The organism is Caldibacillus sp. 210928-DFI.2.18, assembly GCF_020554505.1.
GTDB lineage: Bacteria > Bacillota > Bacilli > Bacillales > Caldibacillaceae > Caldifermentibacillus > Caldifermentibacillus hisashii.
Genome location: NZ_JAJCHL010000014.1, coordinates 1 through 14,602, shown reverse-complemented (window position 1 = coordinate 14,602; position 14,602 = coordinate 1). Strand labels below are relative to the sequence as shown.

General features: G+C 38.1%; 13 protein-coding genes. 1 reads left to right on the top strand and 12 read right to left on the bottom strand.

Annotation, left to right across the window (positions count from 1 at the left end):
* Nucleotides 1–58: 58 nt before the first annotated feature.
* The 12 genes from LIZ98_RS05030 to LIZ98_RS04975 form a co-directional block, all read right to left on the bottom strand.
* A complete protein-coding gene (locus tag LIZ98_RS05030) occupies nucleotides 59–1,147 on the bottom strand; it encodes a tartrate dehydrogenase (protein ID WP_095142324.1) in 1,089 nt (362 codons plus the stop codon).
* Nucleotides 1,148–1,236: 89 nt separating this feature from the next.
* The gene (locus LIZ98_RS05025; protein ID WP_034771910.1) at nucleotides 1,237–2,229 is read right to left on the bottom strand and encodes a hydroxyacid dehydrogenase; all 993 of its coding nucleotides are present in this window, start codon (nucleotides 2,227–2,229) and stop codon (nucleotides 1,237–1,239) included.
* Nucleotides 2,230–2,292: 63 nt separating this feature from the next.
* Nucleotides 2,293–3,480, bottom strand: a complete 1,188-nt coding sequence (locus LIZ98_RS05020) for a thiolase family protein (protein WP_227139116.1) — start codon at nucleotides 3,478–3,480, stop codon at nucleotides 2,293–2,295.
* A gap of 5 nt (nucleotides 3,481–3,485) precedes the next feature.
* Nucleotides 3,486–4,643, bottom strand: coding sequence for an acyl-CoA dehydrogenase family protein (locus LIZ98_RS05015; RefSeq protein ID WP_041844764.1), 1,158 nt, complete (start codon nucleotides 4,641–4,643; stop codon nucleotides 3,486–3,488).
* Between the two features lie 27 nt (nucleotides 4,644–4,670).
* Entirely contained in the window at nucleotides 4,671–5,468 is a 798-nt protein-coding gene (locus tag LIZ98_RS05010) for an enoyl-CoA hydratase/isomerase family protein (RefSeq protein ID WP_108898504.1), read from the bottom strand.
* A complete protein-coding gene (locus LIZ98_RS05005) occupies nucleotides 5,455–6,300 on the bottom strand; it encodes a 3-hydroxyacyl-CoA dehydrogenase (RefSeq protein ID WP_108898505.1) in 846 nt (281 codons plus the stop codon). Before LIZ98_RS05005 ends, LIZ98_RS05010 begins: the two co-directional genes overlap by 14 nt.
* Nucleotides 6,301–6,410: 110 nt before the next feature.
* Nucleotides 6,411–7,061: a 3-oxoacid CoA-transferase subunit B gene (locus LIZ98_RS05000; RefSeq protein WP_108898506.1), complete on the bottom strand. Its 651-nt coding sequence runs from the start codon at nucleotides 7,059–7,061 to the stop codon at nucleotides 6,411–6,413.
* Nucleotides 7,039–7,734: a CoA transferase subunit A gene (locus LIZ98_RS04995; protein WP_034771921.1), complete on the bottom strand. Its 696-nt coding sequence runs from the start codon at nucleotides 7,732–7,734 to the stop codon at nucleotides 7,039–7,041. The genes LIZ98_RS05000 and LIZ98_RS04995 overlap by 23 nt, the downstream gene beginning before the upstream one ends.
* 256 nt (nucleotides 7,735–7,990) lie before the next feature.
* The gene (locus tag LIZ98_RS04990) at nucleotides 7,991–9,481 is read right to left on the bottom strand and encodes an aldehyde dehydrogenase family protein (RefSeq protein ID WP_227139115.1); all 1,491 of its coding nucleotides are present in this window, start codon (nucleotides 9,479–9,481) and stop codon (nucleotides 7,991–7,993) included.
* A gap of 169 nt (nucleotides 9,482–9,650) precedes the next feature.
* Complete coding sequence (locus tag LIZ98_RS04985) at nucleotides 9,651–10,823, bottom strand: aminotransferase class I/II-fold pyridoxal phosphate-dependent enzyme (RefSeq protein ID WP_227139114.1); 1,173 nt, start codon at nucleotides 10,821–10,823, stop codon at nucleotides 9,651–9,653.
* 100 nt (nucleotides 10,824–10,923) lie between these two features.
* Nucleotides 10,924–11,901: an ornithine cyclodeaminase family protein gene (locus LIZ98_RS04980; protein ID WP_227139113.1), complete on the bottom strand. Its 978-nt coding sequence runs from the start codon at nucleotides 11,899–11,901 to the stop codon at nucleotides 10,924–10,926.
* Nucleotides 11,902–11,914: 13 nt separating this feature from the next.
* Nucleotides 11,915–13,081, bottom strand: a complete 1,167-nt coding sequence (locus LIZ98_RS04975) for an NAD(P)/FAD-dependent oxidoreductase (protein WP_227139129.1) — start codon at nucleotides 13,079–13,081, stop codon at nucleotides 11,915–11,917.
* A gap of 157 nt (nucleotides 13,082–13,238) precedes the next feature.
* On the opposite strand from LIZ98_RS04975, the gene LIZ98_RS04970 reads away from it, so the two are divergent.
* Complete coding sequence (locus LIZ98_RS04970) at nucleotides 13,239–14,423, top strand: CdaR family transcriptional regulator (protein ID WP_108898511.1); 1,185 nt, start codon at nucleotides 13,239–13,241, stop codon at nucleotides 14,421–14,423.
* Nucleotides 14,424–14,602 lie beyond the last annotated feature (179 nt).

Sequence of the window (14,602 nt, the reverse complement as noted above, 5' to 3'; positions counted from 1 at the left end):
CCCATCCAATTGGTTCAACTAACCATCAGTGGGGAAGAAAACCCCCACTGATGGAGTTTCACTTACTTTTGTTCTCCGTTACCATCTGAGTCAATATTTCTATCAATCGATCTCCTGTTTCAGTTGTAAGAGATTTCCCACCTAAATCCCTCGTTAAGTACCTTCCTTCTTTTAATAGGACTCTTATGGATTCAATAATATAATCTTTCCAATTACCTTCATGAAAATATTCCATCATTTGAGCAACAGACCAAATTGCGGCAAGCGGGTTCGCAATACCTTTCCCGGCAATATCAGGTGCGGAACCGTGAATGGGTTCGAACATTGGTGGAAATTGCCTTTCCGGATTAATATTTGCACCAGCAGCAAGACCAAGCCCTCCAGTAATGGCAGCACCCAAATCTGTAAGAATATCGCCAAACAAATTGGTCGTTACAACAATTTCAAATCTTTCAGGTTCCTTTATAAAATACATACTCGCGGCATCAACTAAATACGAGTACGTTTTTACGTCCGGATATTCCTGACTAATTTCATTGAACACTTGATCCCAAAATACCATTGAATAATTCAATGCATTTCCCTTACTGATACTCGTCAACGATTTTTTTTGGCGTCGTGCTTCTTCAAAAGCATAACGAATAATTCGTTCCGTGCCCTTTCGAGAAAAAACACTGGTTTGCAACACAACTTCTTCCGGGGTTCCTTTATTCATCCATTCACCAACGCCGGCATACTCACCTTCACTATTCTCTCTAATAACAAGAAAGTCAATATCTTTTTCACTTTTATCCTTTAATGGTGTTAATGATTGATTTAATAACGTTATCTCCCTTAAGTTGACATACTGATCAAATCCTTTTCGAATTTTTAACAACAAGTCCCATAACGACACATGGTCCGGGACGCTCGGATGACCCACTGCACCAAGATAAATTGCATCAAAATCTTTTAATTGTTCCAAACCATTATCGTCCATCATTTTTCCGTTCTTAACATAGTAATCACAGCCCCAAGGGAACTCTTCAAATTCAAAAAATAAGTTATTATCGATTTTATCAATTGTTTTTAATACTTTTACACCCTCCTGAAGAACTTCTTTTCCAATACCATCACCAGGTATTAAAGCTATTTTCAAACGTTTCATTATAAACCCACCTTGCGAGTTAATATTCGATTTTCTTTCAGTTGCAATGATATTCGGGAAAACTTAAGTATCATTAATTTCGAACCGGATTATCCGAACAATTGGTTATAATTAACCATTGTAGACGGTTTTTCCCCTTTTATCGTTTTTATTAAATTTTCCGCAATAATTTCTGAAGTCTTCCTTGCAGCTTCAACACTTATTCCCCCCATATGAGGAGTCATAATTACTTCATCCAATTCAAAAAATGGGTGATTTTTATTCGGGGGCTCTTCAGAAAATACATCAATTCCCGCTCGAAAGATTTTTTTCTCTTTTAGTGCTTCATATAAATCGATTTCATTTATGATTCCGCCTCTTGCTGTATTAATAAGTACAGCAGTTGGCTTCATCATATGGAAAAATTCCTTGTTTATCATGTTCCTCGTATCGTTGGTTAATGGAATATGCAAGCTAACAATATCGCTTTCTTTAAATACTTCATGAATTGATGTTGTTAGTTTCAAATCCAAAGATTTTGCTATTTCCATCTTTTTTTGGTTCATTTCACGGACATAGGCAATCACTTCCATATCAAAACCAACACGCATAATTTTCGCAACTTTTTGGGCAATGGTACCGAAACCAACTAATCCAAGTGTTTTTCCCTTCACTTCATAAGTAAATTGACCATCACGGAAATTGAAATTCCCTTTTTTAGTTTCTTGATGAAATTGAATGAGATTTTTCATTGTTGCCAAAATTAAACATACCGTATGTTCAGCAGTTGCCTGACTATTTAATTTAGGTGCATGTAGTACAGGAATACCTTTTTTCGTCGCATAGTCCACATCAATATTATCTAAACCAACACCTGCCCCTGAGATTGCCTTAACATTTTTACACGCATCAATGATTGCTCGGGTAATTTTTGCAGGCGCGCGCAAGATGATTCCATCAACATCCTCATTGTCATGTAAAAACCGAATAATTTCCTGTTCATTAAATGTAACAAATTTCGTTACTTTGGCACTCCTTTTTAAAATTTCTTCACCATGAACATGATACATGGGCAGAATTTGGAGAATATGGATTTCACACATAGAAAACCTCCCGTAAATTTATTGGAGCTTATAAACAATGGAATTTCCGGCAATCTTATTATATTAATATAATGATTCTACAACAGTTGTAATTCCTTGCCCTCCACCAATGCAAAGTGTGACTAGACCGTACTTTTCTCCTCTTCTCTCCATTTCATACAGCAATTTTGTCATTAAAATCGCACCTGTAGCACCTATCGGGTGTCCGAGTGCAATCGCTCCACCGTTAACATTTACTTTATCCACGTTCAAATCCAGTTCTTTGATGACGGCTAAAGCTTGGGCTGCGAATGCCTCATTTAATTCGATTAAACCGATATCTGCCAAAGTTAACCCACATTGTTTTAAGGCTTTCCTTGTCGATTCAACAGGTCCGATTCCCATGATTTCCGGGGATACCCCACTTACGGCTTGTGCAATGATTTTTGCCTTAGGTTTCAGTCCATATTGCTTCACTTTTTCTCCACTCATCATTAAAATTGCAGCCGCACCATCATTTCTTCCGCTTGAGTTTCCTGCCGTTACCGAACCGTCTTGTTTAAACACTGCGGGAAGCTGTCTTAATTTTTCTGTTGATGTTAATCTGGGGTGTTCATCAACTTCAAACAATATTGTATTTTTTCTATTCTTTATTTCAAAAGGTACAATTTCATCTTTAAATCGTCCCTCTTTAATTGCCCGGTCGGCTAAAATTTGGCTGCGATGGGCAAATTCATCTTGCTCGTCACGGGAAATACGATATTTTTCCGCTAAGTTTTCTGCAGTAAGTCCCATTGTTAAGTTTCCATATTTCTCCCTTGGTTGTGAACAAGGCTGACTTTCTGTATTTGGATCAAGTAATTCACCGTTTCCGGCACGGTACCCAAATCTGGCATGACGCAAATAATAAGGTGCAGTACTCATACTTTCCGCTCCACCGGCAATAATCACATGAGATAAACCGAGCATGATTTGCATATGTGCATTATTAATGGCTTGCAGTCCTGAACCGCATTGACGGTGAACAGTATACCCGGTCACGGTGACAGGCAACTTCGCACGTAATGCAGCTAACCGAGCTAAGTTCGATGTGTCGGCACTTTGTTTTGCTTGACCTAAGATGACCTCGTCCACTTCCACCTCTTTTCCATATCGATATAAAACCTCTCGAATAACCTTCTCAGCAAGTAAATCGACGGTTACATCTTTCAATGTACCCCCAAGTTTTCCAATTGCAGTACGAACAGAACCAATGATATACGAATCTACCATTTCCTTTACCCCCGTCTTCTAAACTCTCTTAATAATTCATTGGCAATGATGTTGCGCTGAATTTCTGAGGTACCTTCATATATTTTTGTGATGCGGGCATCTCTGTAATATCTTTCAATTGGATAATCTTTCATATAGCCGATTCCGCCATGAATTTGTACGGCCAAATCCGCCACTTTATTATAGACTTCCGATCCATACAGTTTTGCAATGGCCGCTTCTTTTACCACCCGTTGTTTTTGGTCAGTCATCCAAGCCACCCGGTACGTCATCGACCTTAACACTTCAATCATCATACTGATTTCCGCTAACATATGTTGAACGGCCTGAATTTCAATAATTGGTTTTCCAAACTGTTTTCGCTCATTTGCATAAGAAAGGCAATATTCCAATAGTTTTTCACAGGAACCGAGGTTTCTTGCAGCAAGACCGGCACGACCGTTTGCCAATATTTTTAATGCATTCACATACCCTTGCCCTTCTTCTCCAAGAACATTTTCGACCGGAACTTCCATATTTTCAAAAAATAACTCTGCTGAATGAGAGCCTCTTAAGCCCATTTTTCTTTCCACATTGCCTAATACAAATCCAGGAAAATCTTTTTCAACAATAAAAGAGGTAATTCCTTTTGCCCCTTTAGCCGGATCAGTGACAGCCATAACCGTAAAAACATGCGCCTCAACTGCATTGGTAATATAATGTTTTGAACCGTTGATAATATATTTATCTCCTTGTTTTACTGCTGTCGTTTTCAGGTTGGCAGCATTTGAGCCTGCTTCCGGTTCAGTTAATGCAAATGCACCGATCCATTCCCCCGATGCCATCTTCGGTAAATATTTCTGCTTTTGTTCCTCTGTCCCGAGCTCAACAATCCCGACAGTACCAATTCCCGTATGGGCACCAATTAATGTTGTGTATCCATTATGTGTTTTTCCCAATTCTTCATAAATTGCACATTTTCCAACCATATCAAGGCCTAAACCGCCGTACTCTTCAGGAATACTAAGGCCAAAAAGCCCCATTTCTTTTGATTGATTAACGATATCTGCAGGAATTTCATCATTTTCTTCAATTTCCATCGCTCTCGGATCTACTATTTCTTTAACAAATTTACGAATATTCTCTCTTAAAAATTCAATTTCTTCAGGTAATTGGAAATCCATGTGTTTTCTCCTCCCGTAAAAAAATATTTATCTATTTTTAAAGTTTGCTTCCCGCTTTTCTATAAATGCTAATGTTCCTTCCTGTTTATCTTCCGTTCCCAATGCAACAGCTTGTGATAATTTTTCTAGCCACAGTGCTGTATCGGTATCAATGTCAAATCCTTTATGAACGGCGTATTTGGCAAGTTGAACGGCAATTGGTCCTTTTTTCATCACTTTTTCAGCAATTTCAGCCACTTTTGAATGGAGTTCTTCCTCATGTACATAATAGTTTGCTAAACCTATTCGTTTCGCCTCCTCACCGTCTATTATTCTCCCTGTTAAAATCATGTCGAGGGCACGACTTTTCCCGACTAAACGGGCCAGCCGTTGTGTACCGCCGGCGCCCGGGATAATCCCCAAGTTCAGTTCCGGTAAACCAAATTTCGCCTTATTCGATGCAATCCGGATATCACAAGCCATTGCTAATTCGCATCCCCCTCCCAGTGCATAGCCATTAACAACAGCAATTGTAACTTTTGGGAAATTTTCTATTTTCGAATATAATCCTTGCATTCCGGGGATAAGAGCTTCTAAAGGTTTCCTGGCATGCAATTGCTTTATATCTGCACCGGCGGCAAATGATTTTCCACCTGCACCTTCAATTATTAAAACTTTTACTTCATCATTTTGTTTTGCCTCATCAAGAGCCGTATCGATTTCAGCGAGCATGTTATTATCCAGTGCGTTACGAACTTCAGGACGATTTAAGATAAGCCGGAATATTCCTTTTTCAATTTTAATTTCAATGCACTCATAATGGTTTGATGGTTCAGTTGTATTCATAAAAACCTCTCCCACTCTTTCTTCCTAGTCTTCCCGCTTTTACATATTTTACAAGAATAGGAGAAGGACGATATTTTTCCCCTAATGTTTGATATAAATACTCCATATTTCGAAGGCGTGTGTCTAATCCCACAAGATCGGCTAATTCAAGCGGACCCATCGGATGATTTAAGCCAAGCTTGATGGCTTTGTCGATATCCTTGGCACTGGCTACACCTTCCATCAGCATATTCATTGCTTCATTTCCAATAAGGCAATTCATTCGAGAAGTGACAAATCCGGGAAATTCATTGACCTCAACATATTCTTTTTTTAATTTTGTTGCGACTTCTTTTCCGAATTGAACAGTTTCATCTGATGTTTCTAAACCACGAACAATTTCAATCAGTTTCATTTTATGGACAGGGTTAAAGAAATGCATGGCAACCACTTTATCCGGTCTTGACGTTTGGGCGCCTATTTCTGTTGGACTCATTGTTGAAGTATTCGTTGCTAAAACAGCATCTGACTTACATAATTTATCAAGTTTTTGAAATACATCCGCCTTTATATCCATTCTTTCTATAACAGCTTCTACAACTAAATCAGCATCCTTTACCGCTGAGGCTAATTCCATATCGTACTGTAGGTTCTCCTTAGCCCGGGCATATTGGACCTCGGACAAAAAACCTTTTTGGAAACTATCGTTAAGCAATTGATTAATATCCGCTTCTGCCTTTTGAAGTGCTTCTAAACGAATATCATTTAAAACCACTTGAAAGTTTGAGATGGCAAATGCATAGGCAATTCCCTTTCCCATGACACCTGCCCCTACAACCGTAACACGTTCCATTGGTAAACCTCCCCGAATATGTATGGAATGAGCTGTTAAGGGCTGATTCCCAAACAATTTTCACTATCAAAAAAACCCTTTATAACTGTGCATGCCGGTAAAATTAGGTTCTAATTTCTTATTAATTCTTGGCTAATTGTAAAATTTGCGCCTGTGATTTTTTGTAATTCTTCTAAACTGATATCGCTTAATATCTCTACAAGCTCCACTCCTTTATTTGAGAACATAAATACCGCATGCTCTGTTACAAGCATATTAGCTTTTTTTCCACCGCTCGTAGGATATGTAAGCTTTTTTACTAATTTCGGGCTACCGTCTTTAGCCTGATGTGTTGAGGCAAGAATAATTTTTTTCGCTCCGGCAACGAGATCCATTGCTCCGCCGACACCAAGGACGTCTTTTCCCGGTACGGACCAGTTGGCGATTTCACCAAATTCATCCACTTGAAGGATTCCCAGCACTGCAACATCAATATGCCCCCCGCGAATCATCACAAAGGAGTCGGAACTATCGAATAAAGAAGCACCTATTTCCATTGTAATCGGTTTCTTACTTGCGCTGATTAAATCCATATTTACTTGCTGCGGTTCCGGAGTCGGACCCATCCCTAGAAGACCATTTTCTGATTGTAAATAAACCTTTTTATCTCCTAAATAATCCGGAATCAATGTGGGGATACCCACCCCCAGATTAACTATCTCCCCATCGGATAATTCTTGCGCGATTCTTTTGGCAATCTTAATCCGGGCTGATTGACTCAACGTACACACCTCCTACCTTCACATAGTGACTGGCCACCACATAGTCTACATAAACATGTGGCGTGACAATTTCATAAGGTGACAAAGTTCCTGCCTCAACAATTTCATCAACTTCAGCAATAACAATTTTACTTGCTGTTGCCATAACAGGATTAAAATTCCTCGCCGTATATTCGTAGACCAAGTTACCAAGGGTGTCCGCTTTCATTGCCTTTATTAAAGAAACATCTCCTTTGATTGCTTTTTCCAAAATATATTTTTCACCATCAATCTCTTTTACTTCCTTACCTTCACCTATTTTGGTTCCGAGTGCCGTTTTTGTATAAAATCCGCCTATTCCGGCACCACCACATCTAATCGCTTCCGCAAGTGTCCCCTGTGGAATTAACTCAATTTCGAGGTGACCTTCTTTCCATGCTTTTATTGCATCCCTGTTTGTTGTAAAATACGATCCAACCGCTTTTTTCAAACAACCGGAGAGAAGAAGTTTTCCAAGACCTTTTCCCGGCTCTCCCAGATTATTACTGACAACTGTTAAGTTTTTTAAGGATGACGAAGCTATTTCATCAATCAAGGTCAGGGGTGTACCGGACAAGCCAAAACCACCAACAAGTAATGTATCTCCATCCTTTATTAATTTTAAGATATCAGAGCTTTGGATGAACTTTTTCAAAATATCTCCTCCAAACAAAAGATTAACTCGTTGTTTGTCCTCCTTTTTAATTGTTTTTCCAAAATATTTATTTATTGAAAAAATATAAGTAACTTCTGAGGTTATCTTTTAAACGAATGGCAGACATCAAAGGTAACCGGGAACCCCAATTAAAGAAATTGCTCTTGACTAAGGTTTAAGTATTTTTCACCTGACAGTCTGTTGGATTATCCCCTTTATCAAGGGCTTTTTTTATCCTATATTTCCATGATTTTCCTTACTCTACATCAATCTGGGCCCGTTGTAATTTTCCACTATAATCCACATAGACAGCTCTCCATTCGGTAAAGACATCAAGTGCTTGAATACCTGAGTCGCGATGTCCATTCCCTGTTCCTTTTGTCCCTCCGAACGGGAGATGAATTTCCGCACCTGTTGTTCCCGCATTCACATAAACAATACCCGTATCTAGATCACGCTGGGCCCTGAATACTTTGTTTACATCTTGAGTAAAGATTGAACTGGACAAGCCAAATTCCACACAATTATTGACCTCAATAGCCTCTTGAAAACTTTTAACGGGTATTAGCGATACAACCGGACCAAAGATTTCTTCTTGAGCAATTCGCATCGTTCCTTTAACATCTGTAAATAAAGTCGGGGCAAAATAGTTTCCTTTCTTCAAATCCCCTTCTATTAGTTCATATCCACCGGTCAGCAATCTTGCTCCTTCTTCTACACCAATCTCAATATACCGTTTAATTTTTTCAATTCCTCGTTTATTAATAATTGGACCGACTTTTACCTCCTCATTTAGCCCGTTACCGACCGTTAAATGTTTAATTTTTGCAAGCAATCTCGCTTCCAATTCAGCCTTTACTTTCTCATGAACAATGACTCGGCTGCATGCGGTACAGCGTTGCCCACTCGTCCCGTAAGCACTCCAAATGATTCCATCCGCTGCCAATTCGAGATCCGCATCATCCATGACAATGACCGCATTTTTTCCACCCATTTCCAAAGAAACTTTTTTGAGCTGTCTTCCACATTCAGCAGCAATGTTGCGACCGATTTCATTGGAACCGGTAAAAGAAATGACTTGAATATTCGGGTGATGTACCATTGCATCCCCAACAGTTGAACCCGAACCGAATACTAAATTCATCACTCCTTTTGGTAAACCGGCTTCTTCTAGAATTTTTGTCAGCTCATAGGCCATCATTGGTGTTTCTGTTGCCGGTTTCCAAACCACTGCATTTCCGGCGACGATTGCCGGAAATGATTTCCAAGAAGCAATGGCAATCGGAAAATTCCATGGTGTTATAATGCCTATTACACCAACGGGAACCCGCACACTCATCGCAAACTTATCTTTTAATTCCGACGGTGTCGTCTGGCCAAATAGTCTTCTCCCTTCACCGGCCATATAAAATGCCATGTCTATTGCTTCTTGCACTTCTCCTCTTGCTTCTTCCAAAACTTTTCCATTTTCCATAGTTAATAATCGGGCTAATCTTTCTTTTTGCCCCCTTAATAAGGTACCGGTCCGGTAAAGAACTTCTGCACGTTGAGGAGCCGGGACAAGCGCCCATTCCTTTTGTGCTTTCTTTGCTGCTTGAACAGCTTTTTCCACATGTTGTTCACTGGAAAGCGGAACTTTAGCAATTTCTTCTCCGGTTGCAGGGTTTATAACCGGTGCAGTATGTTCTGCCTCCATCCATTCTCCGTTAATATAGTTGGCCAATGTTTTTGTATCCATTTGTTTCATAATTGCATTCCTCCCAATTAATCTTTTTTTAAAAAAATCAAAGCAACTTTTTTACCCCACCTTAACAGACGGGACGAACCCCAACCTCAAGATTTTAAAGTTTCCAAAGAGATAGGTGGGGGACGAACTTCCCACATGTACCCGATTGATTCAACTCTTATCTTGGTTTCTAGAAAACTAGTGTTTTTAAACGCCGAATCACTTCATCGAGTTTTTCCTCTTTTACGGATAATGAGATTCTTATATATCCTTCACCCCCATTACCAAAAGCAGATCCCGGTGTGACGATGATTCCTGTTTCTTCAAGTAGTCGATTAGCAAAAGATGATGAAGTGTAACCATCCGGAACTTTTACCCAAAGAAAGATGGAGCCTTTTGGCTTATCAGTCAATAATCCAATTTCGTTTAGTGCCTGATGAAGTTTTCCCATTCTCTTCTCAAAAATTAAATTGTTTTTCCTGACGATGGTTAAATCACTTCGAAGTGCCGCAGCTGCTGCTTTTTGAATAGGTATAAACTGACTTGTGTCCATATTGCTTTTTAATGTTGCAAGAGCCTTAATCACCTCTTGGTTACCAACAACATAGCCAATTCGCCAGCCGGTCATATTGAAACTTTTCGATAGTGAACCAAATTCAACAGCATAATCTTTTGCATTCGGAACTTGAAGTATACTTGGTGACTTATATTCACCGAATGTAACAAGGTCATAAGCTGCATCATGTGCAAGTAAAATTTGATTCTCCTTTGCAAATTGAATAGCTTCTTGAAATATCGGTAAATCTACTGTTGCTGCAGTCGGGTTACTCGGGTAATTAAGAAACATTAATTTCGCATCTTTTTTGTCTTGTTCTGTTAAGGACGTATAATCCGGGATGTAACCGTTTTCCTTATTTAGATACAAAGAAATACATTCACCGCCTGCTAAGTATACACCCATGCGATAAACCGGATAACCCGGGTTGGGAATAATCACCTTTTCCCCTGGGTTAATAACGCTTTGAATCAGGTGGACAATTCCTTCTTTTGAACCGATTAATGTTAAAATTTCCGTCTCAGGGTCCAATTTCACACCATAATGCCGGTCATAAAATTCAGCCACGGCTTCACGAAATTCGATACTTCCGTTATAAGGAGAATAACGATGGTTGACTGATTTCCTCGCCTCTTCCACCAAAACATCATAAATAAAATCATGCGTTGGTAAATCCGGTGCCCCTATTCCTAAATCAATTACATCTACACCACGTGCCTGTAGTTCTTTTTTCTTTCTTTGAAAATCTGAAAATACATAAGGCGGTATGGATTGAACCTTTTTGGAGACGAAATTTCTGTTATTCATGGATGTCCTCCTTTCTTTACCAATGATTTAACATATCCCAAAATGTGGTGAATCTGCTTTTGTTTGATGAAAAGTCTAGAGACGAAAAATATTTATTTGATTAAGAGAAATTTAAACGGATCCCTATATTCTTTTTTACCGCTTTTTTGTATATAAAATTAGCGACTACGATATCAAACAGCGCCATTCCTGTTGATTTAAAAACAATACTTTTTTCGCGATTAAGAATTATTTTTTCTTTGTTTACGATATAATTTGACATGTGGATAATCGAGTCTCTGTGAATCAATTTCTTTTGAAGTGGAATGATAATATCACCGGATTCTTTTATTGCATCCTCACTATCAACAAAAAGATGTTCAGCCATTTTATACAATGCATCGGGGAATTCTCGCATTTCTTTTTGAAAGGAACCAATCCCTATCACAATTTTATTTTTATATAATTCCTGTTTATCAGGAAGAACGGGTTCATAAGAGTTTGTTGCTGTGATAATGATATCCGCTTCTTTTACTGCATCTTCTGCATGTAATACTGTATGAATACGAATCTCTGTACCAATCCATTTTTGTAATTCCTTTTTAAACTGCGGAATCTTATCACGTGTTCTGTTAAACAAATAAATATCCGTCATTCGTCTTTCCGTACATGCGGCTATTGCTTGGTACAGTCCTTGAACCCCTGTTCCGATAATAGCTAATTTAGTTGCTGTCTCCGCGGCTAAATGGCGGATGGCTGAACCGCCAATGGCACCTGTTCGAAATCCCGTTAAAAAAGATCCATCCATAATAGCTTGTATTTCCCCTGTTCTAGAATCATTTAAAATAACTAAACTATGAAGTGTCGGTAATAGCTTATTTTGAGGAAATACGGTAACAATTTTTGTACCAATCGCTTGATTAATAAAACAGGGCATTAAAAGAAGAGTATTCATGTTGTTTGAGACTTGCATCCGCTGTGGCATCAAAAATTCTTTCTTCTCATATAATTTGTATGCTTCATCAATGGAATCAATGGCATCTTTCATTGTAATAATTTTTTTCATATCGGATTGGTTTAAAAATAGTATTTTCCTCACTCCCTTCAAATGTTTAATAAATTCCTTCTTCTACAATCAGTTCATTTCGCTCAAATCGCTCATAGGACAAGGGGGATAAATCAATCGTCCTATACCTGCCTTCCCTAATTAATTCTGACATTCCTTTACCGATTGCCGGTGCTTGCTGCATACCATGACCGCTGAATCCACAAACTAAATAATATCCGGTTAACTCAGGATGTTCCCCAATAATGGCATTTTGATCTTTTGTATTGTGGTCATAAAGCCCTGCCCAACCACGAATAATTTTTGCCTGTTCAAAATTGGATACCCTATGACTTAAAATTGGCCATAGCTGTTCTAAAAAAAGTGAACGTGACCAAGTAAAGTCTATTCCCGGTTCCACCTCTTCGGCATAACCAACAATCAATTGGTCTCCCTCGTGGCGAAAATAAACACCTGTTACATCAATTGTTAACGGGAGTTTCTTTTTTAATGGAACTGCAATATCAAATTGTGTAATCTGTCTTTTTAATGGAATGACCGGAATGGGAAGTCCGATTTTTTCACTTAAAGTCGACGCCCAGGCACCTGCCGCATTAATAACAATGGGCGATTTATAGACAACCCCGTTTTTCAGTCGGACCCCTGAAATCTTATTGCCTTCCGTAAGAATTGTGTCCACTTCTTCGTACACATACTGACCACCCAGTTGTCTTGTTTTACGTGCATATCCTTGTAATACCGAATAAGGGTCTAAATAGCCATCTTCACGACAAAATAGTCCTCCTTCCAAATCATCAATATTTAATTCCGGAATAATCGAAAGCAGTTCTTCTTTTGATAAAAGTTCAGAAGGAGCGCCATTTTCACTCTGAATTTTGTGTTGTATTTTTAAATCATTTATATTTTCCTTATTCCCTAATAGAAGATATCCTCGCTGTTTCAAATCAATTTCCGCTTTTTCATTACCAATTGCCATGTCTTCCGCAAAGGTTAAATATTTTTTTAAACTGTATCTGCTAATTTGTACGTTAATCGCTGTTGTATACAACTGTCTTATTCCACCGGCACTGCGCGGTGTGGATGCATATTGATAAGTCGGATCCTTCTCAAAGATTGTAATTTTCCCTGTGTATCCGTCATTCAGTAAATTATATGCAATGCTTGACCCCATGACCCCTCCACCAATAATTACTATGTCCGATTTTCCCAAAATAGTTCCCCCTCTTAATCTTCTTTTTCTACATTTAAGCGAAAAACAGATAATAATTCTATGGTTAATATGCACAAAATTTTTACTCTTATTTATATTTACATAATGTTTTAATTAATGTTAATATAAATAAAAAACATCTTTATAGGGGGAATCCTCGATGGAAGATTTAGTACAGTTTGCACAAAAAGTTATTTCATCGATATCGCAAATTTTACCATTTCCAATTAGTTTAAGTGATAAAGATGGAGTCATCATTGGTTCGACAATCCCGGAACGAATTGGTACTGTGCACCCCCCTTCAAAAGAAGTTTTGAAGAAAAATACTTATGTCGTTTTTGATGAAAATAAAATAAAAAATATGGAAAATGTTTTACCCGGGATTGCTGTACCACTAACTTTTGACAATAAAACAATCGGTGTTTTAGGAATCATTGGTCCACCAAATGAAGTTAAGCCTTATGCTCAATTAATTAAGAAATCTGTTGAGTTGATGTGGCAGGAAACAATTTATAAACAATCAGAAAATTTACGAATGCAAACTTATGAAACTTTTGTTCAATATATTCTGTTTGAAGAAACCCCCGACCCCGTAAAGATTAAAGAATTCTGTCATACGTTTCAAATTCAGGATTATAAAAAACGCTTTTGTATCTTGATCGACATAGGGAATACCGGACTCATTGAGGAGAGAATGAGAAGGGAAAATATAAAAAGACAGTTGCTCGAGCATACATGTAAAGCTTTTGAATGTGACACTGATGCGTTATGTGCGTTTTTATATACAGAGAAAATTGTTTTATTAAAACCCCTTTCAAATGAACAAGATTTTCTTCATGAGTTGAAACAATTTGAAATTCAAGCAAAAAAATTAATTAATACGTTTGAAACGTTGAATATATCCAATATTCAGGTTTCAACAGGTAACTGGCGGAATAGTTTGGGTGAAATTAATCACTCTTACCGAGAAGCGGAAAAAATCTTAAGCTTTGGCAAGATCTCTAAGATAAAATCTGGAGTCTATAGTTATTATAATTGGGAAATCTTATTATCTATGTTACCGCTTTATTTACATGATCAATTTCAAGATGATGTCTCGATCCGACTGAAACCATTAATGGAGAATACTTCCTTTCCTGAACTCGCCAGAACATTTGTCGAATATTGTCATTCCAATATGAATATTAGTAAAGCTGCCAAGAAATTGTTTATTCATCGAAACACGCTCATCTATCGATTGCAAAAGATAGAAGCACTAACATCCTTAGATACAAAATCATTTGGAGATAGTGTTATACTATACTTAGCTATAAGAACTGTGAAATCAAAGCAAAAAAGTAGTTAAGTTAAATCAAAAGGATGTTTATTTAAAGATAACTCGGTGAATGCGAGCATTTAGGCGAAAGCTAAGCCGTAGTCAGCGAAAAAACATTTTCGCTTGCGAGATAATGCTACCGAAGCTTCTCTAGTCACCGAAAAAATATAAAATTTTTTCGGTTGCGATGTATTCCCACGAAGCTTTCC

Bases quoted from the DNA above. Each gene is read 5' to 3' on its own strand.
- LIZ98_RS04970 (WP_108898511.1), top strand. From the start codon at position 13,239: ATGGAAGATTTAGTACAGTTTGCACAAAAAGTTATTTCATCGATATCG.
- LIZ98_RS05005 (WP_108898505.1), bottom strand. From the start codon at position 6,300: ATGGAACGTGTTACGGTTGTAGGGGCAGGTGTCATGGGAAAGGGAATT.
- LIZ98_RS04985 (WP_227139114.1), bottom strand. From the start codon at position 10,823: ATGAATAACAGAAATTTCGTCTCCAAAAAGGTTCAATCCATACCGCCT.
- LIZ98_RS04990 (WP_227139115.1), bottom strand. From the start codon at position 9,481: ATGAAACAAATGGATACAAAAACATTGGCCAACTATATTAACGGAGAA.
- LIZ98_RS05015 (WP_041844764.1), bottom strand. From the start codon at position 4,643: ATGGATTTCCAATTACCTGAAGAAATTGAATTTTTAAGAGAGAATATT.
- LIZ98_RS05020 (WP_227139116.1), bottom strand. From the start codon at position 3,480: ATGGTAGATTCGTATATCATTGGTTCTGTTCGTACTGCAATTGGAAAA.
- LIZ98_RS05010 (WP_108898504.1), bottom strand. From the start codon at position 5,468: ATGAATACAACTGAACCATCAAACCATTATGAGTGCATTGAAATTAAA.
- LIZ98_RS05030 (WP_095142324.1), bottom strand. From the start codon at position 1,147: ATGAAACGTTTGAAAATAGCTTTAATACCTGGTGATGGTATTGGAAAA.
- LIZ98_RS05025 (WP_034771910.1), bottom strand. From the start codon at position 2,229: ATGTGTGAAATCCATATTCTCCAAATTCTGCCCATGTATCATGTTCAT.